This is a genomic window from Gorillibacterium sp. sgz306347 (assembly GCF_059735245.1).
In genome coordinates, this window is the sequence record NZ_JCAPET010000064.1 from 1 (window position 1) to 21,779 (window position 21,779).

Here is a 21,779-nt window from a genome sequence, read left to right on the forward strand (position 1 = left end):
TGCTTTGTGGTCTGTTCCAGAAACCTGCTTTTGGGACACCCTCTTGCTGTTTATACTCATCCTCTTCTTCATAGCAACGCCCGCAGGAACATTCGTTCCCATTCGACCAAAGCCCAGTACCGGCCACGTCCGAAGCCGTTTCCGCACGGCCAGGCGAATGGATATAGTTGGAGGGCGGAAGAAAAACGGAGGAGGATCATTCGAATGCTTCGAAAAATCGGTTGGATTTATTTGCTTTGTTACGCGGCGCTGTGGGGAATCACATTTTGGACGTCGGGCACGGCGAGCGTGACAAGCTGGTGGGGCATTATGGGACTGGGGACGCTGAATGCCCTGTTTTTTATTGCCGTAATGCTGGTTCTGACGGTGTCGCTTTTGCGCAAGAAAAAGGTCGCCTGGACAACCCTGCTCTTCCTCCCCGCTTTGCTGCTTGCTTCCTGGCCTGCCTTCTGGCTGATGGGCAAGCTTCAGATCGCCTATCCGGCAAACGCGGACCGTCTCCGGCCTGCGGTCACGGTGGCGTCGCCTTTTCGGGAGGATAGCCTGATCGGATGGGGCGGAAAAAGCATGACGACCAACCGGCCCCACGCCATTGCGCCCAACGAGAGATTTGCGTATGACATCATCATGGAAAAAAAGCACCCTGTGGACGCTCCCTTAACGGCGTATGGAATTTTCGGCATGGAGCTGTATTCACCGGCCGACGGCGTGGTCGTGGAAGCATCGGACGGAGAAGCGGATTTGACGCCGGGCGACGAAAATTATGAGACCATGATCGGCAACCACGTGTATCTGCGCCTGGACGAAACGGGCACCTATCTCGTGTTGGCCCATCTTCAGCAGCATTCGCTCCGCGTGAAGGACGGCGACCGGGTCAAACAGGGCGATCTCCTGGCAAAGGTCGGAAACACGGGAAGCTCCAGCGAGCCGCATCTCCACATTCATCATCAAAGGCAAAACCCGAAAACCGCCTCGATGTTTGTCACCGAGGGCCTGCCGCTCTATTTTGAGAACGGAGATCACCCGATGCCCCGGGGCGGCGCTCCCGGCGAAATCCTGCGGGGAACCGCTCAAGCAGCAAAATGAGACCGAGACGGACCTTGACGGGTCGGCCCGGCAGGCAACAGGAACGCGATTCCGGGAGGAGGTTGCTCTGGGAGCGGAAGGCGGGAAACGGCGGGGTGGCGGCCGGCCAGGGGGCCTGCGGGCGAGCCGACCTGAGGCGGACGGCGGGCCAGCGTCGGTGAGGCAAACTCGCGGGTAGTGGCATTGGAACGCCGAAACGGGGAACGGCAGGGAGTAGAAGACGACAAGCTGGTAAGTTTTGAAGGCATAACGATAAGCGCACACAATTGATTCTGTCCATTCTCTCATGCGGGGCGGATGGACGGCGGAAAAAGAGCAAATTAGCAGGAGCGGAACCGGGGCATAGATTTCTAACGGTTGCCACAGCGGCTATTTGGCCAAAAAAGCCGCCGGAAAATTTCTAACGGTTGTCACAGCGGCTATTTGCGTAAAACGAAGGGATTTTTGATGAAAAAGCTCAAATAAGCTCTGTGGCAACCGTTAGAGTTTCAAAACCATCTTTTTTCGCGAAATAAGCTCTGTCACAACCGTTAGCGCTTCAGCTGCGAGAAATGACAGCCATATGGATACATTACGCGTCGCATTTCATTGTCCATGAAGGTCCGTTTAAACAAGCCTTATAGCTTCTTCTTCAGGAAAAATTGTTTAATGCCTTCCGGAAACTCATCATTAACGGCAAACACCTCATAGCCCATGCGCCTATAAAAATCCGGTGCTTGATGCGTGAATGTGCAGGTATGTGCAAAAGTACAGCCTAGCTCTTTTCCTAGACGTTCGGCTTCGGTTATCATGACTTTTCCATATCCTTTGTTTCGATATTCATCAGCAATCCAGAAAACATCAAGATATAAACCATAAAACCAGGTTTCGCAAAACAAGCCGCCTACAACGGTGTCCGACTCGTTTTTTAAATACAAATTAATATCTTGACCCGGTTTTTTAAGTAAACCGTTTGTCGCCTGAACATTATACTCGTATAAATTACTGCACACCTGTTTGTAATCCGTTTCATTAGAGTCTAAGGTTATCGTGATATTGTCCAATGTTATATCAGCCATGGTTCTCCTCCAGCTAGTGGTTTTAATTAGCATATTATACCATTGGAGAGAGATAAGACATTGAATTTTTAACTGTAAACCATCTTTTCCTGTCTACAATATAGTGTATTTTTTTGTTCAAAAGTAACAACTGCTAGCATGCCGTTCAAAGCTATATGATTTCCGATTTTTCGAATAAACGTCCTATGAAAGGTTCTTCTCTAACAAGATCATCACTTGTTCTTCCATCACACGTGGCGGATAGGGCATCCCATTCGTGAACCACCATTCTACAAGTCCTACATATGCCGGCGCGAAAAATTGCATCAAAATTTCCTCGTTTAATCCGCTCTCTTTCCCCTCGATCATATCCCAACCATTGCGGAAATCCTTTATAACAAATTCTAGGAATCGACTTTGAAAATATGGAGCACCTTTACTAGCCAGCATAGCCGAAAAGAAAGCATATTTACTTTCAAAGTATTCGAACCAAGTTAAATGGGCTTTGGCAGAATCAGATTCCGAGTAGCAAATTGCCCAAAGCTCACTTAGGTGTTCTTCAATGAGTTTATCTAATAAGTCGTATTTATCCTTGTAATGATGATAAATCGTTTTTCGGTCAACGTTTGCTTTATCCGAGATTTCTTGCATCGTAATTTGATCGAACTCTTTTTCGATCATCAATTCAATAACGGCCTTTTTAATCGCTTCTTGTGATTTCAATATTCGACGATCCATTTTAGTCATCTGAGATTCACCAACTTCTTTCCTATAAATAATCCCCAATAGTCTGATTCCTGTTACTTATTCCACGGATGGTCTCCATCTGGTTATTGCGGTAATGCTGTCTCTCATATAATAATACACATGCGGGGATTATTCCATTCATGTGGAATAAATTTTGTCAGTTGGGGGAGTTCCATATGTGGGCACTTTAAGATAAAAGAAAATGGAGATGGAGTTTCGTTGTCGTCTAGAAATAATTTATCGACCTTTATTTTAGCTTTTGGAGTTTTCGGCATTTTGAATACGGAATTAGGAGTAGAGTTATCCTTCCATTACTTGCTGACTATTATCATATTTCAGTGGCTAAAGCAGGGCAATTGGTTAGTCTGTTTGCCCTTATGGTGGCTCTATCTGGTCCGGTGATGCCGATGTTGCTTTAGCCCGTCTACCGGAAACCAGGATGAGGCTCGCAAGGCAATTTCCATATGGTATTTATCATGCTCAGAAGATATCTTAATCATCCCATCAAACAAATTTCAGAATAATATCGGAGGTTGACATGCAAAAAGTTATCCTAAACAACGGTGTTGAGATGCCAATCCTGGGCTTTGGAGTTTTCCAAATCGAAGATCCCGAGCAATGTGAACAGGCCGTTTACGATGCCCTTATTGCAGGCTATCGGTTGATTGATACAGCTGCCACTTATTTAAATGAAGAAGCGGTTGGAAAAGCAATCAAACGCAGCGGTATCCCGAGGGAAGAACTGTTCATTACGACAAAACTTTGGATTGCGGATGCCGGTTATGAGCGTACAAAGAAGGCGTTTGAAACATCCCTGAAAAAACTGCAATTAGACTATTTGGACTTGTATTTAATACATCAGCCATTTGGGGATGTGTATGGCTCCTGGCGTGCGATGGAGGAATTGTATCGCGAAGGAAAGATTAGGGCGATTGGAGTTAGCAACTTTTATCCCGACCGGCTGGTGGACTTGATTTTGCATAACGAGGTAGCTCCAGCTATAAACCAAGTTGAAACTCATCCGTTCTGTCAGCAAATCGAAAGTGCAAAAATTATGAAAGAGTACAATGTTCAGATCGAGTCTTGGGGTCCTTTTGCTGAAGGAAAAAATGACCTGTTTCAAAACGAATTACTGGTAACCGTAGCCGAAAAATACAACAAATCCGTCGCTCAAGTGGTATTACGATGGTTGACCCAAAGAGGAATTGTTGTCATTCCAAAATCTGCTCAAAAGCAACGAATCATTGAAAACTTCAATATCTTCGATTTTGAATTAAGCCAAGGGGATATGGAGAAAATAGCCACGCTTGATACTAAGGGAAGCTTGTTCTTTTCTCATAACGACCCGGAAATCGTAAAATGGATGGCTACTTACATGGATGGTAAAGAAACCAAATAAATTTTAAAACAAGGAAGGGTGTTTATTAAAATGTCTAATATCAAAGGTAAAGTAGTTGTTGTTATGGGTGCATCCAGCGGGATTGGTGAAGCTACAACCAAAAAGCTTGCACAAGAAGGGGCAAAGCTCGTTATAGCTGCTCGTCGTGAAGACCGCTTGAAAGCACTTGTAGAATTTCTACCAAACACCGAAATATCGTATTTAGCTGCCGATGCAACAAATAAAGAAGACGTTCAAGCAGTTGTTGATTTGGCCATACAGAAATATGGTCGAGTAGATGTACTTTACAACAACGCTGGCATCATGCCGCTTGCATTACTTTCGGAAAACCGTTTTGATGAATGGAAACAAATGGTGGATATTAACATCATGGGGGTTCTGAACGGGATTGCTGCTGCATTACCAATCATGAAAAAACAACAATCGGGCCAAATCATTACGACTGATTCCATTGCTGGTCATATCGTCATCCCTACCGCTGCCGTATATTGTGGAACAAAATTTGCTGTTCGAGCAATTATGGAAGGTTTGCGCCAAGAAGAACATGGAAACAATATCCGAACTACCATGATCTCCCCAGGAACAGTGGATACCGAGTTGCCAAACACTGTAAATGACCCACAAGTAGTACAAGCATTGAAGGAAAATGCGAGTAAGGAGGGGTTTGGTTTAAGACCAGAGGACATTGCAGATGCAGTAGCTTATGCGATTAACGCTCCTGAAAGTGTTGCAATCAATGAAATATTAATTCGTCCAACAAAACAATCGATGTAGTCTAGGTAAGACGCAAGTAACAATTTGGCGGTTGGAAAGGAGGTTTACCTTCCTTCCTCGATAAGCCATGTTCGTCTCTCAATTATTGGGTGGCTAAGGTGTGCGGTAAATACTCACTAAAAGTTGCTGAAGCCTTTCTTCCGCAAATTGCCTCGACTTCGCAGTTCCTTACCACCTGCATCCAGCTATAAAAGGCACGCCTGCGACTTGCTTCACAGCCCCAGTCCCGGTGTCCTAACGAGCGTGGCCCCCAACACCCGTACAAAAAACAGCCGTCCCCGGATGTACCGGCGGACGGCCGCATTAAAATCCTTTCCACAAACGATCCCGCCTCAGGCGAAATCGGCGACAAAATGGCCCGGACTGACTTCCCGCAGCTCCGAGGAGGCGGAAGCGTCAGCCGCCGCGATGTACCGCTCGGGCGCCAGCTTCCGGCCGGCCGTACGCGGGTCGGGCACGAGAATGGAAGACAGCAGCGCCTTCGTATACGGATGGACGGGGTTGTCGTACAGCTCGTCACTGTCGGCCACCTCGACCAGCCTTCCTGCATACATGACGCCGATCCGGTCCGAGATATGACGGACCATTGAAAGATCGTGCGCGATGAACAGGTAGGTCAGCCCGAATTCGGCTTGCAAATCCTCCAGCATGTTGACCACCTGAGCCTGCACGGAGACGTCCAGCGCGGAAATCGGCTCGTCGCAGACGACGAACTCCGGCTGCACCGACAAGGCGCGCGCGATGGAAATCCGCTGGCGCTGGCCGCCGCTGAATTCGTGCGGGAAACGATAAAGGTGCTCCCGTTTCAACCCCACCCTTTCCAGCAGCGCCGCCACGGCTTCTTTCCGCTCATCGACCTGGTGCATGCCGTGGATTTTCATCGGCTCGCTGATCAAATCCAGCACGTTCAAACTCGGATTCAGGGATGAATAAGGGTCCTGAAAAATCGACTGGATGCGGCGGCGGAACGGCTTCAGCCGCTTTTCATCCAGCTTGCTGACCGGCTGGCCGTCAAAAAACACTTCCCCATCCGTATATTCATACAGCCGCAGCAAGCACCGGCCGACGGTCGACTTGCCGCTTCCCGATTCCCCGACCAGGCCGAAGGTTTCGCCTTTGCGGATTTGAAAGCTTACGCCGTCCACCGCTTTCAGCACCGAAGTGTCGCGGCCGAACAACCCTTTTCCTTTGGAGAAATGTTTCTTCAGGTTGCGCACGTCCACCAAAATGTTCGCGTCACTCAACCGGCTTACCTCCTTCCGCTTCCCGCTGACGCTCCGGAGATGAAACCGCGTCCGGCTGCACGCGGGACGTGCCGCGTTCCGCGCCTGCTTCCTCGTCCGCCAGCCAGCACGCCGAGCGGTGGCCCGGCGACAGCTCGAACGCCGGCGGGCGCTCCACGCAGCGGGAGAACGCATGCGGGCAGCGGTCGATAAACGGGCAGCCGGGCGGCGGATTCAGCAGGTCGGGCGGCGTTCCTTCAATCGGAACGAGCCGCTCGCGGTCTTTGCCGCCCCGCTTCGGGATCGAGCGGAGCAGCCCCAGGGTGTACGGATGCTGCGGCCGGTAGAAGATGTCCTCCACCGTACCCTCCTCCATGATCAACCCGCCGTACATAACGATGACGCGGGTGCAAACCTGCGCCACCACGCCGAGATCGTGGGTGATCAGGGCGACGGCCGTCCGGGTGTTTTGCTTCAGTTCTTTGAACAGATCAAGAATTTGGGCCTGGATCGTCGCGTCCAGCGCCGTCGTCGGCTCGTCTGCGATAAGAAGCTCCGGCTCGCAGGACAGCGCCATCGCGATCATAACGCGCTGCCGCATGCCGCCGCTGAATTCATGCGGGTACTGCTTCAGCCGGGCTTCCGGGTTTGCGATGCCTACGCGCTCCAGCATTTTGGCCGCTTCGCGGACCGCCTGCTGTTCGCTCAAGCCCCGGTGACGCCGGATAACCTCCGTCATCTGGTTGCCGATTTTCTTGACCGGGTTCAGCGACGTCATCGGGTCCTGAAAGACCATCGCAATCCGGTTGCCGCGCAGCCGCCGCCATTCCTTTTCCGTCAGGCCGAGCAGCTCTTCGCCTCCGAATTGAATGCTGCCCGCGTTGATTTTCCCGGGCGGGGCGATCAGCGAGAGGATGGCTTTGGCGGTCACGCTTTTGCCGCTGCCCGATTCGCCGACAATGCCAAGCGTTTCCCCGGCGTCGATATGAAAGCTGACCCCTCGCACAGCATGGTTATCTCCCGCCTGCGTGCGAAAAGAAACGTCCAGATTGTCGACCGTCAGTAGCCGTTCCGTCATGGCGATTCCCCCTTTCTATCGTTTGATCAGCTTCGGCTCAAAGCCTACGCGCAGAATGTCGCCCAACACGTTAAAGGAAAGCACCGTGAGCAGGATCAACAGCCCCGGAAACAAAGCGAGGTAAGGCGCCTGGGCGATATAGCCCTGCGCGTTGTTGAGCATGCTGCCCCAGGTGGCGTTTGGCGGCTGCACGCCGAAGCCGAGAAAGCTGAGCGACGATTCCATCATGATGGCGGATGCGATGCTGTTGGTCGCGCCGACGATAATTACAGGCACGAGTCCGGGAAGAATGTGGCGGCGGATCATGCCAAACGCCCCCTGGCCGGACGCCTTCGCGTACAGCACGAATTCGCGCTCCTTGATGGTCATCGTTTCCGCCCGGACGATCCGGGCGATGTTCATCCACATGAGCAGTGCGATAATCAGAATGAGGTTCCCCACGCTCGGCTTCAGGAAGACGCTGAGCAGGAGAAGGATCAAGAAGGACGGGATCGAGAGAAAAATATCCAGGGCGCGCATCAGCAGATTGTCCAGCCAGCCGCCAAAGTAGCCGCTGATGACGCCGACCGTTACGCCGATCACCGTCGCTACCAGCATCGACGCGAAGCCGACCAGGAGCGAGATGCGGCCGCCGTAAAGCGCGCGCGCAAAGTAGTCGCGCCCGTAATCGTCCGTGCCGAACCAGTGGGCGGCGCCCGGCTTGGCCAGCCGTTCCAGCGCATTCAGCGCGTTCGGGTCATAGGGTGATAAGAATGCGAAGATCGCTCCGATGGCGAACACCGCCAAAAGAACGAGGGCCGCAATCCCCGCTTTGTTTGCGAACAGCTCGTCCCGGACGCTTTTCCATTTGCTGCGGTTCATGTGCTCACCTCGTCAATTTGATTCGCGGATCCACGAAACTGTACAGAATGTCGGCCGCCAGATTGCCCAGAATCAGCAGCACGGACGAAAACAGCGTAATGCCCATGATCAGGGGATAATCCATGCCTTTCACCGCCGTCATCCCGAGCGACCCGATCCCGGGCCAAGAAAACACCGTTTCGGTCACGATTGCGCCCGTAACCAGATCGCCCATGGACATGCCGAGCAGCGTAATGACCGGCAGAAGGACATGCTTCAGCACGTGCCGGAACAGAATCGTCCGCTTGTTAGAGCCGAACGCGTATTGAATCTGCACATAGTCTTCCTTCAGCTGGCCGATAGTGCTTGAACGGATGAACCGGACGTAAACGGCCAGAAAGCCGACGGTCAATACAAGACAGGGAAGAATCCCGTGCTTCAGAACATCAATCGCCGACTCCACGCCGATCGTGCGCATCCCCATGCTCGGGAGCAGATGAAGCTTGATGGCGAACAAATAGATCAGCAGAAACGCCAGCCAGAAAAGCGGCACGGAAATGCCGATGTACGAAATCAGGTTGATCGTTTTGTCGATCCAGCGGTTGCGGTTTGCGCCCGCGATAAGGCCGAGCGGGATCGCCAGCAGAACGGACAGCGCCAGAGCGCTGCCCATCAGCCCGGCCGTAGCCGGCAGACGGTCCAAGATCTGATCCAGAACCGGCTGATGATTCACGAGCGAATAGCCGAAATTCCCCTGGACGATCTCCTTCAGCCACATAAAATATTGGACGTAGGCCGGCCGGTCCAGGCCCAGATTGTGCCGGATGCGCTCGATGTCTTCGGCGTGCATGTTGGGCGTGACAAACGAAAGCACCGGGTCGCCCGGCGCCAGCTTGATCATGGCAAAGCAAACAACCGATACAAAAAAGAGCATGGGCAGGGTTTGCAGCAGTCTTCGGACGACGAGTTGTCTCATAGGCGACTCTCCCAGTTTGAGCAAAAAAATAAGCCGGATGAACCGGCTTATTTTTGCCGCGCTTATTTAAGGTGAATTTTGGACAGGTCTTCGAAAATGACAACCGGCTTCAGAACGGCTTCTTCGATGCCGCCGAAATTGTTGGACACCGCCACGATGGTTTTCGTGTAGGCGATCGGATAAATCGGGGCGTCCGCGGCTACCAGTTCCTGAGCTTTCTTGTAGATCTCTCCCCGCTTCGCCGTGTCCGCTTCGCCCGCACCTTCATTCAGCAGTTTGTCCACTTCCGGATTGCTGTAGTGCGAGTAATTGGACGACCCGTCGGAGGAATACAGGATGCGGTAAGCATCGGGGTCATACCCCATTATATAACCCGAAAGCGCCAATTCAAAGTCCGAGGAGTCCGGATTCACGAATTTTTGCGAAAAGGCGCTGGAATCCATGCTTTGCAGCTCGACATCCACCCCGATCTCCTTCAGCTTTTGCTGCACGTACAGGGAAACGGATTCCTGCGCTTTGTTGCCGCTTTGCATGATGAAGCGCAACTTCAGGTCGCTGACACCGGCAGCCGCGAGCATTTCCTTCGCCTTGGCCGGGTCGTTGTCGTAAGTCGTGACGTCGTTCGTGTGATACAGCGCGTCCGGCGTCAGGAACGATTTGGCCGGCTCGGCATAATCGCTCGAGGTGTACGTGGCCTGGATCAGCTCGTCGCGGCTGAGCGCAAGGGACAATGCCTGGCGGACTTCCTTCTTGGCGAGCGCGCCCCTGTCGCTGTTCGCGTTAAACAGCAGGTAGGCCAGACGCCCTTCGCTGTAAGGCAGAATTTGAAAATTATTTGTGGCTTCGATCGTGCTTACGTCCTGCGGGTCCAGGTATTTCACGTTAATCTCGCCGTTTTGCAGGGCCAGATTGGCCGCGTTCGTATCCTTCGCAATGCGGTAAGTGACGGAATCCAGATGCGGTTTGCCGCCGAAGTAGTTGTCGAAGCGTTCGACCGTCAGATACTCGCCGGTTTTGTATTCCTTGAACTTGAACGGACCGGAACCGACCGGCGCGGCGTTTTTGGAGCTTTTCTCAATGTCCGTTTCATTCTCGAAGATATGCTTCGGAATCGGGTATACCTGAACCAGCGTCGCTTCAAAAGCCGGGCTTACCTGCGGAAGCTTGAATTCAACGGTCAGGTCGTCGACCTTTACCGCTTGGATCGGCTTATCGTTCACGAAAAAGTTGGCGCGCAGGAAGCTGTTTTGCTTCTCGTCGAGAATCTTCTCGATTGTGAATACGACGTCGTCCGCTGTCAGCTTCTCTCCGTCATGCCAGGTCAAGCCATCTTTCAGCTTGAGCGTATACGTCAGGTTATCTGCGGAAGGGGTCAGGCTTTCCGCCAGGTAATACGTCTTCTCGCCGTTGTTGACCTGGAACAGCGGCGCGAACAGCGCCTGGTCGATCGTCAGGCTGACGCGGTCGCCCGCGTAGTTCGGGTTCAGAATGACCGGATCGGCCGCTACGCCGATAATCAGATTGCCGCCTTCCTTCGCGGCGCCTTCCCCCGGTTGCCCGGTCGCCGAAGCGCTGCCGCCCGCGGTCGGGGAAGCCGCCTCATTGCCTCCGTTCGTGCAAGCGGCGGCCAGAAGAGCCACCAGAACAAATACCAATACTGCCGATAAACCTTTGCGCATGTTTTCTCCCCCAATGTAATGTCTCTTGAAGTGTTTTTGAAATTATACATCGGAATACTCGGGATTACAATGACTGTCCCTTCACAGTTCTGTCACTTACAGGAAAAGAAAACGGTTGCCTCCGTTGTATTTTCCGCAAGTCCCTCCAAATCATTCTTCCCGCGTCTCCGACATAGCCCGTTAGTATAGAATAACGGTTCCGAAAGGAAGAGGCAACTTGGACGCAGCTTCAATCAAAAAAGGCTTCCTCTATGACGGGAAGCCTTCCGGAATGCCTTTGCTAGCTTATCGACAGGGTATGAAATTGCGCGCTTCCGCCGCATACCCGCAGCTTAATGCCGGTTTCCGGCGCAGCCAGAAGCGGAGCTTCGAGCAGAGCTTCCCCGCTCCCCGCCGCAACTTCAGCACGAAGCAGCTCGCGTCCGTCCTGTTCCAGGGCGATCGCGGCTCCCGTTTCGCTCGCCAAAACGACGCGAATCCGGCAGCCGGCGGTCACTTCCGCAAAGGTATAGACGGCGAACTCGCCTTCCTCCATCTCCAGCGCCAGACAATCCCAGCCGCTGTCGAACGTAAAGCGTTTCCGCTCCGGACTGCCCGGGATACGGCACAGCTTCATCCCCGTTCCCGAGCGGTACCCGTAAAGATTTCCTTCGGCGCGGCTTCCGCTGAAGGAAATTCCTTTGCCGGGAAGCTCGTCAAAATCCGTCGCCCGCAGCCGGCAGCCCGGACGCCGGAAGGCGGAAGCGGTAACGGACGGAACGGCGGCGCACGCTTCAACCCGGATGCTGGACAGGAATTCGTCCAGAATCGAACGGGCTTCCGCCGCTTCCGGACGAGGCCCTCCTTCGGCGTACCCGAGCAGCTTCTCCCACCCTTCCGGCTCTGCAATGGAGTAAGGCGAGTTGGTACACACCATCTTTTTCCACGGCCACAGGTTATACCCGATGCCGAGCGACACCGACAGCGGGTACATCGCCGCGTACCATTCCGGGACATTCTCTCCGGTTTCACCAAGCCAAAGCGGCTGATTCAAACGCCCGGAAACATCCAAAAACGGCTGGAAAGCCTCCAAGCCGGGCATGCAGGCGTAGCGGTGGAAGTGAATGACCATGTTATCGTCGTACGCTTTGAAGAAGACGACCGGGTCCGTAGCCCAGCGATGCCCTTCGACGGAAAGCAGATGGCGGGAATCGACGGTCCGAAGCTCCCCGATCAGCTCTTCATAAAAACCGGCAAGCCGCTCCGCGAGCAGGAAGCCGTGCCGGTCCTCCCACAAGCCCGGCCGCACCGGCTCGTTCAGCAGGTCGTATCCGCCGACAATCCAGCGTTCGCGGTATCGCCGCGCGATTTCTTTCCAGAGGGCGATGCATTTCTCCCGGCTTTCCCGGTCGGTAAAAAGGCGGGGGAAATCGTCGACCGAGTCGTCAATGTTGGCTCCCGTTTGCCCGCCCGGCGCGCCATGCAAATCCAGAAAGGCGTACAGGCCAAATTCCTCGCACCAGTCCAGACAGCGGTCGAGCAGCGCGAAGCCGTCCTCCCTCCAGGCGATCCCCGGCTCGTCCCGCATCAGCACCCGCCAATTAAACGGAATGCGCACCGAGTTGTACCCGAGCTCCGCCATCCGGCGAATATCCTCCCGGGTGACATACAGGTCCCGGAACCGCCGCCAAAAGGAACCGGCGTATTCGGTTCCCGTCAGCTGGCGAATAACCTCCTCCATCCGGCGGGGGCGGTCGAAGCGTTCCGAACGCGACAGCCACATGTACCCTTCCGGCAGGAGCCAGTTTCCCAGCCCCCAGCCGGTCAGGACGATTTCTTCCCCCGCTTCGTTCACAATGGTTTTCCCTTTTGCTTTTAAAAACCCTTTTACCCGGTCACGAGTTGTTTTTTCAAACATAGCGGTCTCCTGTACAAGCTTGAATTTGGTTTCCCACGGTAAGCTTAGCACGGGAGCGAAGCCCCAGGTAAGGAAGCAAAATCGCGATTTGGTATGCTTTTTTCGGCTTGCCGGCGCAAGTTCGACCAGCCTCCGTTAAGCGTAAGCGCCCCGGTCCGCAATCGCGCGGAAGCGGTCCGTTACCGCAACCGGCTGGCTGCCGTTCAAATAGTAGGCGTCCCGCACTCTCCAGGTATGGTCCTTCTTGCTTTTGCGGCGCATGTAAACATAGTGATACGGCGATGTGGCGTAAACCCGGTGCCCTTTGTCCGCGCATCGTCCGAGAAAGTCGACGTCCTCCCCGAGCGACAGGTCGGCAAACCGGACCTTTTTCAGCACCCGGCGGTGAAACAGAATGGTTCCGCCCTGGACAAAACGGACGGGTTTGTTCTTTTCGTGGGGAGAACGGATCACCAGCCTATTGGATGCCTCCAGATAAACCAGGCAGGCATGCTTGCCGACAACATCGCTTTTGGTTCGTTCCATCGCATCCATTTGCTCGCGCAAATACAGAGGCGAATAATAGTCGTCGTGGTCAAACTTGGCGATATACGGGAATTTGGCCCTCGCGATTCCGCAATTCAGACACTGCCCGAGCGAGATTTTTTCGGGAATCTGGTAGACCGAGACATTGGCGTACCCGCGTGTTTTCTTCCGGTAATGCTCCAGGTTCATGCTGTCTTTGTTCAAAAGGATAATCAATTCTTTCGCGGCATACCGCTGGGAGCGATAATTGGCCAAAAGATTGCCAAAAAACCGGGGCTGGTTGGTGCAAACGATAATGGAAACCCCTTTGGACGGCGCGTTTCGTATCAAGCCGGTTCACTCCTCTCTTCTTTCTGCACCATATGAAACCGGCGAAGCGCCAGTGTCGGCGCCGGCCTGCGAGAGCTCCTTCTCCCCGCAAAGCAAAACAGGGCGGTCAAAACCGCTGGTTGCGGTCAAGACCGGCCCTGCCGAAAGGTTGATGCTCCCTCCAAAACTTCCAAACATGCCGTCACGGCATAGACATAGACATTCTTTCCATCCATCCGGCATGCATCCGGCTCCCTCTGCAGCAGAAGCTCACAAAAAGGAACGAACGCGGGGCTATCGGGGAGGCGCTGCCTCCAGGCCTTTAAAGGCGGCCTTGGCCAGCTTTTCCACATACGCCGCATCCACCGCTTCCCCCGTCACCAGCAGCCGGTAAAAGAGCGGTCCGTAGAGCAAATCCACGCAAAGGCCCAGGTCGAGCCCCTCCTTCAGCGACCCTTGGCGGACTCCCTTTTCCAAAAGCTTAATGGCCTCCTCGCGCCGGGGCTGAAAATACCGTGTCCGGTAGGCCTCCGCCAGTCCTTCGTCAACCTGTCCCTGCCCGATCAACTGCTTGATAACCGTTCCTTCCGGGCTCGTCAAAAAACGGACCAGATTCGTGGCGTGCGCCAGAACGTCTTCGAATACGGACCCGGTATCCGGCACGGGAAGCCGCTCCGAGGCGGCCGACAGAAAACCGTCCATGACCACCGCCGCTTTGTTCGGCCACCACTTATAGATGGTAACCTTGCTCACCTTCGCCCGCTCGGCAATCTTCTCGACGGTGACGTCCGCAAAGCCAAGCTCCAGCAGCAGCGCGTAGGAAGCGTGCAAAATGGCTTTTTGCGTCTCCGGGTTGCGGGGGCGGCCCCGTTTTCCCTGCATGGCGCATTCTCCTTTCGGTCCGGCAAAAATCCGTAAAACCTGCTTCGTCCAGTATACAAAATCGGTCCGGAAAAGAAAATGCGTCCCGCCTATTTACAAAACGATACGTTCAGTATATAGTGTAACCATGATTAGTGAACACAATGTTCATTAATTAACGGCGATGAAAGACTTGTCCGGAAAGCCTTCGCGCCAATCCCAAAACGGGAAGGATGAATACTCATGAAAAAAACAAAAGCTTCTCCCGCCGCTCAACCTTCTGCCGGCAATCGGATTCCTGCCTGGCTTATGCTGCTGCTCGCCGCGTCCTGCGGCTTGATCGTCGCCAATCTGTATTACGCGCAAACGCTGATCGGCCCGATCAGCGCCGCGACGGGCATTGCTCGTTCGGCTGCCGGCTTGATTGTTACAATTACGCAGGTCGGCTATGTCGCCGGTTTGCTGCTGGTCGTTCCGCTTAGCGACATTGTGGAAAACCGGCGTCTGACCGTCGTTAGCCTGGCCGCCGCCGCAGTTGGGCTCGCCGGGGCGGCGTTCGCTCCGCAAGCGCCGCTCTTCCTCGCCGCCTCGCTGCTCATCGGCACCGGGTCCGCAGCAGCGCAAATTCTCGTGCCGTTTGCGTCTTACCTGGCTTCCGATGCCGAGCGCGGGCGCGTCGTGGGCAATGTCATGAGCGGCCTGCTCCTCGGCATCATGTTCGCCCGCCCGGCGGCCAGCTTTTTGACCAGCCTGTGGGGCTGGCAGGCGGTTTACGGCTTGTCCGCCGCGCTTATCGCCGCACTTTCCGTTGTGCTCGCCCGCGTGCTGCCCGAACGCAAGCCCGCTCCCTCCGTCTCCTACGGGAAGCTGCTGGTTTCCCTCGGCAGCCTGTTCCGGCACACGCCCGTTCTGCGCCGCCGCGCGCTGTACCAGGCCTGCCTGTTCGGTGCCTTCAGCCTGTTCTGGACGGCCGCGCCGCTGCGGCTCGCGCATGACTTCGGCATGTCGCAGCAAGGCATCGCCTGGTTTGCTCTTGTCGGCGTGGGCGGCGCTGCGGCCGCCCCGATCGCCGGACGGCTCGCCGACAAAGGAAAAAGCAAGCCCCTGACGGGACTTGCGCTTGGCGTAGCGGGGTTGTCTTTCCTGCTGATAGCGCTTCTGGACGGCCATTCCACGACGGCCCTTGTCCTGCTGTTTGTCTCCGCCATCACCCTTGACATGGCCGTTTCCGGAAACCTTGTGCTCAGCCAGCGCGCCATCTATTCGCTCGGAAACGAGGCCAGAGGCCGGCTGAACGGTTTGTTCATGGCGCTCTTCTTCCTCGGCGGCGCCGCGGGCTCCACGCTTGGCGCGTGGGCCTATGCGTCGGGCGGCTGGCACCGGGCGGCTTTAATCGGCACGGCCTTGCCAGTTGCGGCGCTGCTCCGGTTCCTATTCGAAGCCCTGCCGCGCCGGCGCGGCGCTGCCTCTGCCGACGGCTTGCGCAAGCAAGTTTGCTGACCGGCGCAAGGGCTTGACACTGGCGCCGCCGTGCGCTCGCCCCCGGGCTAAGCCACGCCGGAAGCTGGGCATACATGGGAGCTGTTTGTACTTCTGACGGCACGGTACGCCGCGCTCATAACGGATTTGTCTGTCGGCAAACGGGCGGCAAAAATCCGAACCTTCATTTTTCAAAGACTCTCTCACTCCTAGGGATGGACAGCAAGTGCAAAAAAGCAACAAATCAAACCGTAATCCGCTTTTTTGGACGGAATAGCTGCGAAAAAGCAATTATTTCTTCTGTTTTCTCTAAAAATCGCTTGTTTATTAGTGATTAGTTGCGTATATGCAATTATTTTCAACAGGGACGGAAATTGAGGAAAAATAGGTGCCGCTTTGCATCTATTCGCACAACCGTTCCCCGGTTATCGTTCGTTTGAGCGGTTCAGGCGCTTCATCCCGATCGATCGAATATGTGCAAAAGAGAGGAAAATCAAGAACCGGGACCGTCAAGAGAGACTTATTTTCGCACCTAACGAGAAGCCATCCCTTGCTTTCCAGGCGAAAAGACGCAGGCGTCCGCCGCCCGCGTCTTTCGCGTACTTCCTCTACTTCAATTCGACCACTCTTCCGGTAATGACACCCGCTTCGTCGCGGGAAAAGACAAGCGCCCAGGTCCGGGTTTCGTCCCCGCTGAACATGACGGCCTCCGTATCGCCGGTTTGCCCGGGAGCAAACAGCTCATCGACGGGAATCGTGTTGGTCCAGCCTTCAAAGTCATAATAAATCCGGCCCTGCTCATCGGGGGTCAAGGTTTGAACGGATTCGGGAATCACGGTTCCTTCCGGGAGCTGTTTTTTCCATTTCTCCAGCCGCTGGAGCAGCTCTTCTTCAGGGGTTGCAGGCGCAGCGGAGGCGGATGCCGCTGTTCCGGCCGACGCCGGATTCAGCAGCTTTTGCAAATAGGCATCCGCCTGGGCACGGTCCGCTTTGGATTTGTCGAGCGGGAGGTCAAACACAAGCGAAGCTCCCTTGTAAGCCGGATTGGGGCTTGTTTCACCCGTTTTCTCGTCATATAGGAACGCTTCTTTATTGAAAAAAGGCTCCCCGCTGCTGACCGCCAGGTAAAGATCCCGGTCCGCGAACATTTCCAGTCCGTCGCATTCGATCAGCCGGTACATTACTCCGTCCAGCACAACCTCGCTGTATCCGCCGTTCATCGTTAGGATATTGACCTGCCACGGTTTCAGACCTTTAATCAGCGGCGAAATGAAAAACGGCTCCTTCCCGTACGCCGGGTCGCTTGTTGCCGGCATAGGCTCCCCGTCAGCTTGCGCGATGGAAATGACGGCGTATGTCCTGTCCTTGCGGATCTCGCCCGCAGCCGGTTCCAACTCCGTAAGCCCGGCGCCGGAAACAATCCCTAGCAAAGTAAAGAGGTAGCCGCCGGAAGCAGCGGACCGGTTGACTGCAACGGCGTCCTTGCTTTCAAACGCTTTTGCCAGCACCTGCTGCCCCAGATGCTCCGCCACCTGCTTCGGCTGAAACAGTTGGGTGGCTGCAACGGCCGTAAGGCAAAGGACCAGGGAGAAAACGGCGACAAGAACACCCGCCGACAGCCGCCTCCTTACCGTCCCCCCGCCGCTTTTGCCTTCTTTATATCGGCTGATCAGCCGCTGATTGACGCTCTCGTCCGGCTCAGCATCCGAAGCCAGCGCTTCCCGGACGACGCGCTCCCATTTGTCTTCCTGATTCATATGGATTCGACCTCCAAAAAGGTTTTCATTTTCTTTCGGGCCAGATGAAGCCGGCTTTTGACGGTTCCGGTCGGAATGCGCAGCGCCGCCGCAATCTCCTCGACCGTCATCTCCGCGCTGTAGTAGAGATAGAGCGGAAGCTTCAGCTTATCATCCAGCCGGTCTGCGGCGGCCCGCACCATTCCGCGAAGCTCACCGTTTACTACCGCATCCTCGGGTGTTGCATCCGTCCCCGTCAGGCTCCGCTCCTCTGCTGGACCCGTTAACGCTTCCGTCGGAGCGATGCGCTGTCTCCAGGCGCGCTTCCGGCGGTTGTTTTTGCCAAGCCGGACGGCGATCCCCATCAAAAATCCTTTTGGGTTTCCGCTTGCATTCATTTTATGGCGCAGCTCCATCGCTCTCAAAAACGTTTCCTGATAGAGATCGTCCGCGTCCGCCCGGTTGCCTGCAAGCCGGGAGCAAAACCGGTAAACCGCCTTGCCGTGCCGGTTGATGAGTTCGTTAAGCTCTTCGATATCCAAGAAGCTGCTCCTTTCCGAATGGCCATTCACCCTTATATTGTCATAACTTCGGACCAGGTTCATAGACTTTGATTCTTTTTCGCTTCCCACCTTATCAGGCGTTGATCGAGATGGGCATGGAGCAGGGAATCGCAGAAACCTGGGACCGCCTTTCCGAGCATTTGGCAGCGGCCCGATAATCGCCTCCGGCAGCGAAAAAGCCGCGAAACGCTTGAAGCTTCAGGCGCTTCGCGGCTTTGCTTTGTTTTACCGGCGGCAGAACGTTTCTTTCTTGACTTTCCCGGGGAGCTTTCGTACACTGTTTTTAGTTAAGCACTTAACTATATAAACGGATGTGACGCCCCATATGAAAGACCTGCAAGAATACGTGCTCCATTTGCCGCTGGAAAACCAGGCCTTTTTCGCTTTGGTGGATGCAACGGCCAAGCTGGTGGACGTCTCGGAAAAGTATTGGCAATCGCAAGGAATCAACGGAGCGCGAATCCGGGTACTGGTTGAAATCATGAAAGAAGGCGGCACCATTCTCCCCTCCACTCTCGCGCTAAAAATCGGGGTCACCAAACCGAATATCAGTCTGCTGCTCGGCCCGTTGGAAGCCGGCGGGCTCATTTCCCGGGTCCCTCATCCGCAGGATGGAAGGAAAACGCTGATTTCCATTACCAGCGAAGGGCAAAGGCTTTTGATGCGGCATTTACCCGATAACAGACAGCGGATTGCCGAAAAGATGCAGGTGCTGGAGAAGCCGGAGCTGGAGCAGCTTCTCGCTTTGTTGAAGAAATTAAGCCGGGGATAAGGGATTTTCTCGCCCGGTTGGTTAAGCACTTAACTATTAACCCGAACGAAGGGATTGTTGTCTATATGTCCATCGTCATTACCGGTGCCAACGGCAGCTTGGGCCGTCTTATCGTGGAGCGGCTGCTTCTAACCCTTCCTCCCGACCGGATCATAGCCTGTGTGCGCCGTCCCGAAACCGGCAAGCCGTTTGAGGAAAAAGGAATCGAAGTCCGGTTCGCCGATTATGACCGGCCGGATTCGCTGGACCGGGCCTTTGCCGGAGCAGACAAACTCCTGCTGATTTCCAGCCCCCACCGGGACGACACGCTCCGGGCGCGCCAGCATGCCCATGCAGCCGAAGCCGCCAAAAGGGCAAATGTCCGCCATCTGCTTTACACGAGCTTCGCCTTTCCCGAACACGGCGAACTGCCGCTGACCCATCTGCATCTGGCGACCGAATATGCGATACGCACAACCGGCATCCCCTATACCTTTTTGCGAAACGGGTTGTACCTGGACTTTCTGGCAGCGCTGGACCTGAAAACCGCTGCCGTTACCGGCTGCCTTCGTGTCGCTCCCGGCTACTGGTCCTTCAACGCCGTTTCGCGCCGCGATCTGGCGTCCGCCTGCGCCGGCGTTTTAATCCCATTCATAAAGGATATCATCAAGCCCCTCTTCGTTGTCGTTTCCTCTGGCAAGGATGCGGAATCCATTGCGTTCGTAAAATTGCTGCGCCTTGCGGTTTACTTCAAACGTGTACAAGGACAGCTTCCCTGCCGAGTTCGTTTTCGCGAGATCAAGAAGCTTTTTCCCCAGTCCCTTGCCTTGGTGCTCAACATGGATATACAGCTGATGAACTTCGTTTTTATTAAAGGCAATCAGCCCGACGACAAGCCCGGATTCCCTCTCGACTGCAATCCATACCTCGCTCTCCTTGGCCAAACGGTCATTCAAAAACCGGACATGGTCCTCGAAAGGATGCAGCTCCTCCTGCCCGATGGCTCGCGTTTTGCTTTCCCTCCACATTTTGACGGCGCTATGAGCATAGAAAGGCTCATATTTCCTGAGTTGTATCTCCATGCATTCCCCCACCTTTTTTGCCACTGCCATTGTTCGGACGCCAATCTTAATCCGGGTACGTTTCCTTCAAAAATTGGACGGATTGCCGGATCAGCTCCTGCAAAACCTCCGTACGGATATCCTCCACTTTGTTGATGTAAACACAGGCTTTGCCTGCCGTATGTTTTCCTAGCTTCTCCAGCAGAGCTTCTCTTTTGGTATCGCCGGTCGCAAAGTACAAGCTGATTTTGGCTTTACGGGGCGAGAACCCGACAAGCGGCGCGTCGCCCTCATGGCCGGTTGCATATTTGTAATGATACGAACCGAAGCCGATGATGCTCGGGCCCCACATTTTGGCCGGATAACCGGTCGTTTCGCTGAACAGCTCCAGCAGCTTATAGGCATCCTCGCGCTTCTTCGGGCTTTCCACCTGTTCGATAAATTCAATCACGCTGTGCTCGGTCGGTTTCGTTTTCGGCTCGTACATGGGAACGCGTCCTTTCCCGGATCGATTTTGAAGTAACGTATCATGCGCTGCGCCCGCTTGTCAAAGCCCGGCTTTTTGCGGAGAGCGCCTCCCCGGCAGCTCCTCTTTACCTTTCACCCGCTTCAACGTCGCGACGATGAGAAAGCTGACGATTACCAGCAAAAGCCATGAACTTACCTTTCCCAGATGAACGAGACTCCACGCCTCCCGTTGGTTCGGGTATTTCCACGCTCCGAAGAACGTTGCAATGTTTTCGGCGACCCATATAAAAAATCCGATGAGCACAAAGGAAAACGCGAGCGGCATCCGGTAGCGCGTTCCATTCACCTCGTACAAAACCCGGGTTTGCCAGAAGACGGCCACGACAAGTCCGGCCAGCCACCAGCGAACGTCCATCCAGTAATGGTGCGTAAAAAAATTCAAATAAATCGCGGCGGCAAGAGGAACAACGAGCAAAAACGGCGGCCACTTCACCAGCTCCACGTTCAGCCTTCTCCACGCCTGGCAAAGATAACTCGCCACGCTTGCATACATAAATCCGCTGTACAGCGGGACGCCAGAAACTTTGGAATAGCCTTCCTCCGGGTAAGACCACGAGCCCATGTGGACCTTGAAAAGCTCAAGCGCCAAGCCAATGAGATGGAACAGGGTGATGACCTTCAGTTCATCCCTCGTTTCTAGCCCGGAGCGTACCATCGCCCACTGCATTAGCAAGCAGATCAGAAGCAGCCAGTCATAACGCGGCAGGTACGGCAGCGGGACGATTTTCGTCAAGGCGAGCGAGGCAAAAATGACAACCGGAAACAAGCAGGACAGAGCCTGCTGCCAACCAAAATGAACGAGCTGCTTCCACGCGTTTGAGAGCGAAAATTTTGCCCTGTTTTCTTGGCGCGATTGAATCCCCGTGCCAGACACTGGCCTGCGAGACACTCCGTCCACCCCGCTTTTTGTTTCTTGTTATCACTTGAAATTTAGCACACTATTTATTGAATATCAATAAATAAATATTGAATATCGCAATTATGTAGACGAGTGTCTCTGCCGGTGAAACGGTTTGTTAGGACGCGACTTCGTTTACCCCGTCAGGTTTCCGGATTGCCCGGCGGCTGCGTTAACGGTTGTCACAGAGGCTATTCGCCCAAAAAACAGGGGTTGCAAACTGTAACGGTTGCCACGGCGCTTATTTTCGTTTTTTTGCTTCGGTCCGCCCGAATTTTCCGAAATAGGCGCTGTGGCAACCGTTAGCCGCCCATGCCCTGGCGGGCACCACA

20 protein-coding genes and 1 pseudogene are annotated in these 21,779 nt (G+C 54.5%); 6 read left to right on the plus strand and 15 right to left on the minus strand.

All coding sequences use genetic code 11. The features are described from left to right. The first annotated feature begins 204 nt into the window (after window positions 1-204). Entirely contained in the window at window positions 205-1,086 is an 882-nt protein-coding gene (locus AC6I6H_RS20925) for a M23 family metallopeptidase (protein ID WP_497956323.1), read from the plus strand. Window positions 1,087-1,703: 617 nt separating this feature from the next. Here the strand turns inward: AC6I6H_RS20925 and AC6I6H_RS20930 are convergent. Both AC6I6H_RS20930 and AC6I6H_RS20935 read right to left on the minus strand, forming a co-directional pair. After that, window positions 1,704-2,144 carry a GNAT family N-acetyltransferase gene (locus AC6I6H_RS20930; RefSeq protein ID WP_497956324.1) on the minus strand — a complete coding sequence of 147 codons (441 nt, stop codon included), beginning with the start codon at window positions 2,142-2,144 and terminating at the stop codon, window positions 1,704-1,706. 183 nt (window positions 2,145-2,327) lie between these two features. Then, the gene (locus AC6I6H_RS20935; protein WP_497956364.1) at window positions 2,328-2,870 is read right to left on the minus strand and encodes a TetR/AcrR family transcriptional regulator; all 543 of its coding nucleotides are present in this window, start codon (window positions 2,868-2,870) and stop codon (window positions 2,328-2,330) included. Between the two features lie 538 nt (window positions 2,871-3,408). Between AC6I6H_RS20935 and AC6I6H_RS20940 the strand changes: the two genes are divergently transcribed. Together AC6I6H_RS20940 and AC6I6H_RS20945 are read left to right on the plus strand one after the other, a co-directional pair. Beyond that, window positions 3,409-4,269, plus strand: a complete 861-nt coding sequence (locus AC6I6H_RS20940; RefSeq protein ID WP_497956326.1) for an aldo/keto reductase — start codon at window positions 3,409-3,411, stop codon at window positions 4,267-4,269. Between the two features lie 30 nt (window positions 4,270-4,299). Then, a complete protein-coding gene (locus tag AC6I6H_RS20945) occupies window positions 4,300-5,043 on the plus strand; it encodes an SDR family oxidoreductase (protein WP_497956328.1) in 744 nt (247 codons plus the stop codon). A 332-nt stretch (window positions 5,044-5,375) separates the two neighbouring features. On the opposite strand, the gene AC6I6H_RS20950 is transcribed toward AC6I6H_RS20945, so the two are convergent. The 8 genes from AC6I6H_RS20950 to AC6I6H_RS20985 form a co-directional block, all read right to left on the minus strand. After that, on the minus strand, window positions 5,376-6,287 hold the full coding sequence (locus tag AC6I6H_RS20950) for an ABC transporter ATP-binding protein (RefSeq protein ID WP_497956331.1): 912 nt from the start codon (window positions 6,285-6,287) through the stop codon (window positions 5,376-5,378). After that, on the minus strand, window positions 6,280-7,344 hold the full coding sequence (locus AC6I6H_RS20955) for an ABC transporter ATP-binding protein (RefSeq protein WP_497956333.1): 1,065 nt from the start codon (window positions 7,342-7,344) through the stop codon (window positions 6,280-6,282). Before AC6I6H_RS20955 ends, AC6I6H_RS20950 begins: the two co-directional genes overlap by 8 nt. Window positions 7,345-7,359: 15 nt before the next feature. Continuing rightward, complete coding sequence (locus tag AC6I6H_RS20960) at window positions 7,360-8,205, minus strand: ABC transporter permease (protein ID WP_497956335.1); 846 nt, start codon at window positions 8,203-8,205, stop codon at window positions 7,360-7,362. 4 nt (window positions 8,206-8,209) lie between these two features. Continuing rightward, window positions 8,210-9,160, minus strand: a complete 951-nt coding sequence (locus tag AC6I6H_RS20965) for an ABC transporter permease (protein WP_497956338.1) — start codon at window positions 9,158-9,160, stop codon at window positions 8,210-8,212. 62 nt (window positions 9,161-9,222) lie between these two features. Further along, window positions 9,223-10,839 (minus strand): ABC transporter substrate-binding protein, encoded by a 1,617-nt coding sequence (locus AC6I6H_RS20970; RefSeq protein WP_497956340.1) that lies wholly within the window; start codon window positions 10,837-10,839, stop codon window positions 9,223-9,225. 280 nt (window positions 10,840-11,119) lie between these two features. Continuing rightward, window positions 11,120-12,736, minus strand: a complete 1,617-nt coding sequence (locus AC6I6H_RS20975) for a glycoside hydrolase family 5 protein (RefSeq protein ID WP_497956345.1) — start codon at window positions 12,734-12,736, stop codon at window positions 11,120-11,122. A gap of 135 nt (window positions 12,737-12,871) precedes the next feature. Beyond that, complete coding sequence (locus AC6I6H_RS20980) at window positions 12,872-13,591, minus strand: glycosyltransferase family 2 protein (protein ID WP_497956350.1); 720 nt, start codon at window positions 13,589-13,591, stop codon at window positions 12,872-12,874. Between the two features lie 273 nt (window positions 13,592-13,864). Next, window positions 13,865-14,452 (minus strand): TetR/AcrR family transcriptional regulator, encoded by a 588-nt coding sequence (locus AC6I6H_RS20985; RefSeq protein WP_497956352.1) that lies wholly within the window; start codon window positions 14,450-14,452, stop codon window positions 13,865-13,867. Window positions 14,453-14,674: 222 nt separating this feature from the next. Between AC6I6H_RS20985 and AC6I6H_RS20990 the strand changes: the two genes are divergently transcribed. Continuing rightward, a complete protein-coding gene (locus AC6I6H_RS20990) occupies window positions 14,675-15,931 on the plus strand; it encodes an MFS transporter (protein WP_497956355.1) in 1,257 nt (418 codons plus the stop codon). A 587-nt stretch (window positions 15,932-16,518) separates the two neighbouring features. Here AC6I6H_RS20990 and AC6I6H_RS20995 read toward each other — a convergent pair. Both AC6I6H_RS20995 and AC6I6H_RS21000 read right to left on the minus strand, forming a co-directional pair. Next, window positions 16,519-17,667, minus strand: coding sequence for a hypothetical protein (locus AC6I6H_RS20995; RefSeq protein WP_497956357.1), 1,149 nt, complete (start codon window positions 17,665-17,667; stop codon window positions 16,519-16,521). Further along, window positions 17,664-18,188 (minus strand): RNA polymerase sigma factor, encoded by a 525-nt coding sequence (locus tag AC6I6H_RS21000; protein ID WP_497956359.1) that lies wholly within the window; start codon window positions 18,186-18,188, stop codon window positions 17,664-17,666. Before AC6I6H_RS21000 ends, AC6I6H_RS20995 begins: the two co-directional genes overlap by 4 nt. Window positions 18,189-18,534: 346 nt before the next feature. Here AC6I6H_RS21000 and AC6I6H_RS21005 point away from each other — a divergent pair, with 346 nt between their 5' ends. Both AC6I6H_RS21005 and AC6I6H_RS21010 read left to right on the plus strand, forming a co-directional pair. After that, window positions 18,535-18,981 (plus strand): MarR family winged helix-turn-helix transcriptional regulator, encoded by a 447-nt coding sequence (locus tag AC6I6H_RS21005; RefSeq protein WP_497956361.1) that lies wholly within the window; start codon window positions 18,535-18,537, stop codon window positions 18,979-18,981. A gap of 65 nt (window positions 18,982-19,046) precedes the next feature. After that, window positions 19,047-19,589 (plus strand): annotated as a pseudogene (locus AC6I6H_RS21010) (NAD(P)H-binding protein); the annotation flags it as partial. 12 nt (window positions 19,590-19,601) lie between these two features. Here the strand turns inward: AC6I6H_RS21010 and AC6I6H_RS21015 are convergent. From AC6I6H_RS21015 to AC6I6H_RS21025, 3 genes are read right to left on the minus strand one after another with little or no spacing between them, the layout of a single operon-like run. Further along, window positions 19,602-20,072: a GNAT family N-acetyltransferase gene (locus tag AC6I6H_RS21015; RefSeq protein ID WP_497956366.1), complete on the minus strand. Its 471-nt coding sequence runs from the start codon at window positions 20,070-20,072 to the stop codon at window positions 19,602-19,604. Between the two features lie 16 nt (window positions 20,073-20,088). Beyond that, window positions 20,089-20,508 (minus strand): DUF1801 domain-containing protein, encoded by a 420-nt coding sequence (locus AC6I6H_RS21020; RefSeq protein WP_497956363.1) that lies wholly within the window; start codon window positions 20,506-20,508, stop codon window positions 20,089-20,091. A gap of 60 nt (window positions 20,509-20,568) precedes the next feature. Further along, window positions 20,569-21,408 carry a DUF817 domain-containing protein gene (locus AC6I6H_RS21025; RefSeq protein WP_497956368.1) on the minus strand — a complete coding sequence of 280 codons (840 nt, stop codon included), beginning with the start codon at window positions 21,406-21,408 and terminating at the stop codon, window positions 20,569-20,571. Window positions 21,409-21,779: the final 371 nt, after the last annotated feature.

Coding starts and splice junctions, on each gene's coding strand:
- AC6I6H_RS20975 (WP_497956345.1), bottom strand. CDS start 12,736: ATGTTTGAAAAAACAACTCGTGACCGGGTAAAAGGGTTTTTAAAAGCA.
- AC6I6H_RS21005 (WP_497956361.1), top strand. CDS start 18,535: ATGAAAGACCTGCAAGAATACGTGCTCCATTTGCCGCTGGAAAACCAG.
- AC6I6H_RS20945 (WP_497956328.1), top strand. CDS start 4,300: ATGTCTAATATCAAAGGTAAAGTAGTTGTTGTTATGGGTGCATCCAGC.
- AC6I6H_RS20930 (WP_497956324.1), bottom strand. CDS start 2,144: ATGGCTGATATAACATTGGACAATATCACGATAACCTTAGACTCTAAT.
- AC6I6H_RS20935 (WP_497956364.1), bottom strand. CDS start 2,870: ATGACTAAAATGGATCGTCGAATATTGAAATCACAAGAAGCGATTAAA.
- AC6I6H_RS20960 (WP_497956335.1), bottom strand. CDS start 8,205: ATGAACCGCAGCAAATGGAAAAGCGTCCGGGACGAGCTGTTCGCAAAC.
- AC6I6H_RS20985 (WP_497956352.1), bottom strand. CDS start 14,452: ATGCAGGGAAAACGGGGCCGCCCCCGCAACCCGGAGACGCAAAAAGCC.
- AC6I6H_RS20970 (WP_497956340.1), bottom strand. CDS start 10,839: ATGCGCAAAGGTTTATCGGCAGTATTGGTATTTGTTCTGGTGGCTCTT.
- AC6I6H_RS20940 (WP_497956326.1), top strand. CDS start 3,409: ATGCAAAAAGTTATCCTAAACAACGGTGTTGAGATGCCAATCCTGGGC.
- AC6I6H_RS20990 (WP_497956355.1), top strand. CDS start 14,675: ATGAAAAAAACAAAAGCTTCTCCCGCCGCTCAACCTTCTGCCGGCAAT.
- AC6I6H_RS21015 (WP_497956366.1), bottom strand. CDS start 20,072: ATGGCAGTGGCAAAAAAGGTGGGGGAATGCATGGAGATACAACTCAGG.
- AC6I6H_RS20965 (WP_497956338.1), bottom strand. CDS start 9,160: ATGAGACAACTCGTCGTCCGAAGACTGCTGCAAACCCTGCCCATGCTC.
- AC6I6H_RS20995 (WP_497956357.1), bottom strand. CDS start 17,667: ATGAATCAGGAAGACAAATGGGAGCGCGTCGTCCGGGAAGCGCTGGCT.
- AC6I6H_RS21020 (WP_497956363.1), bottom strand. CDS start 20,508: ATGTACGAGCCGAAAACGAAACCGACCGAGCACAGCGTGATTGAATTT.
- AC6I6H_RS20955 (WP_497956333.1), bottom strand. CDS start 7,344: ATGACGGAACGGCTACTGACGGTCGACAATCTGGACGTTTCTTTTCGC.
- AC6I6H_RS20925 (WP_497956323.1), top strand. CDS start 205: ATGCTTCGAAAAATCGGTTGGATTTATTTGCTTTGTTACGCGGCGCTG.